Raw genomic sequence first — 695 nt, forward strand, 5'->3', positions numbered from 1 at the left:
CCAAAATTTGTCCACCATTTAATTTTTCACAAGCTCATTTATATAATCGTTGATGTCAATGTTGAATAATTCAAGGATGTCCTTTTGCTTACGAGTAAAAGTAGTTAATCGAACGCTACCATCTTTGCGTTTAATCCTTTGGATTTTATCCATTTCTGTGATCAAACCCTCAATAGTTACTACAGGAGCTTTTTTACAATAGCTCAGTTGATTAGTCATGTAGGCTAAAATAATTTGAGCGATAAATCCAATAAAGAACTTCCCGTCTGTTGAAGTTTGATGATGCGTCTTAAAACGGTTAAATTCTAGGTGATTCTTCATATCATCATAGTGTTTTTCAATTAAGTCTCGTCTACGATAGATTTCCAAGGCTTCTTTTGCGCTCAAATCCTCAACATTTGAAATTAATCCAAACAGGCCACTCAATTTAAAGCTTTCCGCTATCTTATCGTTTTTTCGACTATATCCTGTTAAATATTGAACATCGCTGACCTCTACATTAAAGTAGGGGTCTTTTTTTAAACGGATTTGCTTATCCATATGTTTTTTCAGATCTTCTTCACTACGGTTGATACGGTCACTTAAGTTAGCAATATCTGCTCCTTTTTTCTCCAAATTCATATAAACGAAGCCATTAAAGGTCATATCATCCACTTGAATTGGAGCAGATTTTCCAAAACTAGGTAAAGTACCTA

1 protein-coding gene is annotated in these 695 nt (G+C 34.1%); it reads right to left on the reverse strand.

Going from position 1 to position 695, the window contains the following annotated elements; all coding sequences use genetic code 11:
- Positions 1 to 18: 18 nt before the first annotated feature.
- Positions 19 to 695: hypothetical protein (locus D3H64_RS10255; protein ID WP_158589253.1), on the reverse strand; the 677-nt coding region annotated here is incomplete at its 5' end.

Source organism: Atopobacter sp. AH10 (assembly GCF_003664595.1).
Taxonomy (GTDB): Bacteria; Bacillota; Bacilli; order Lactobacillales; family Aerococcaceae; genus Atopobacter.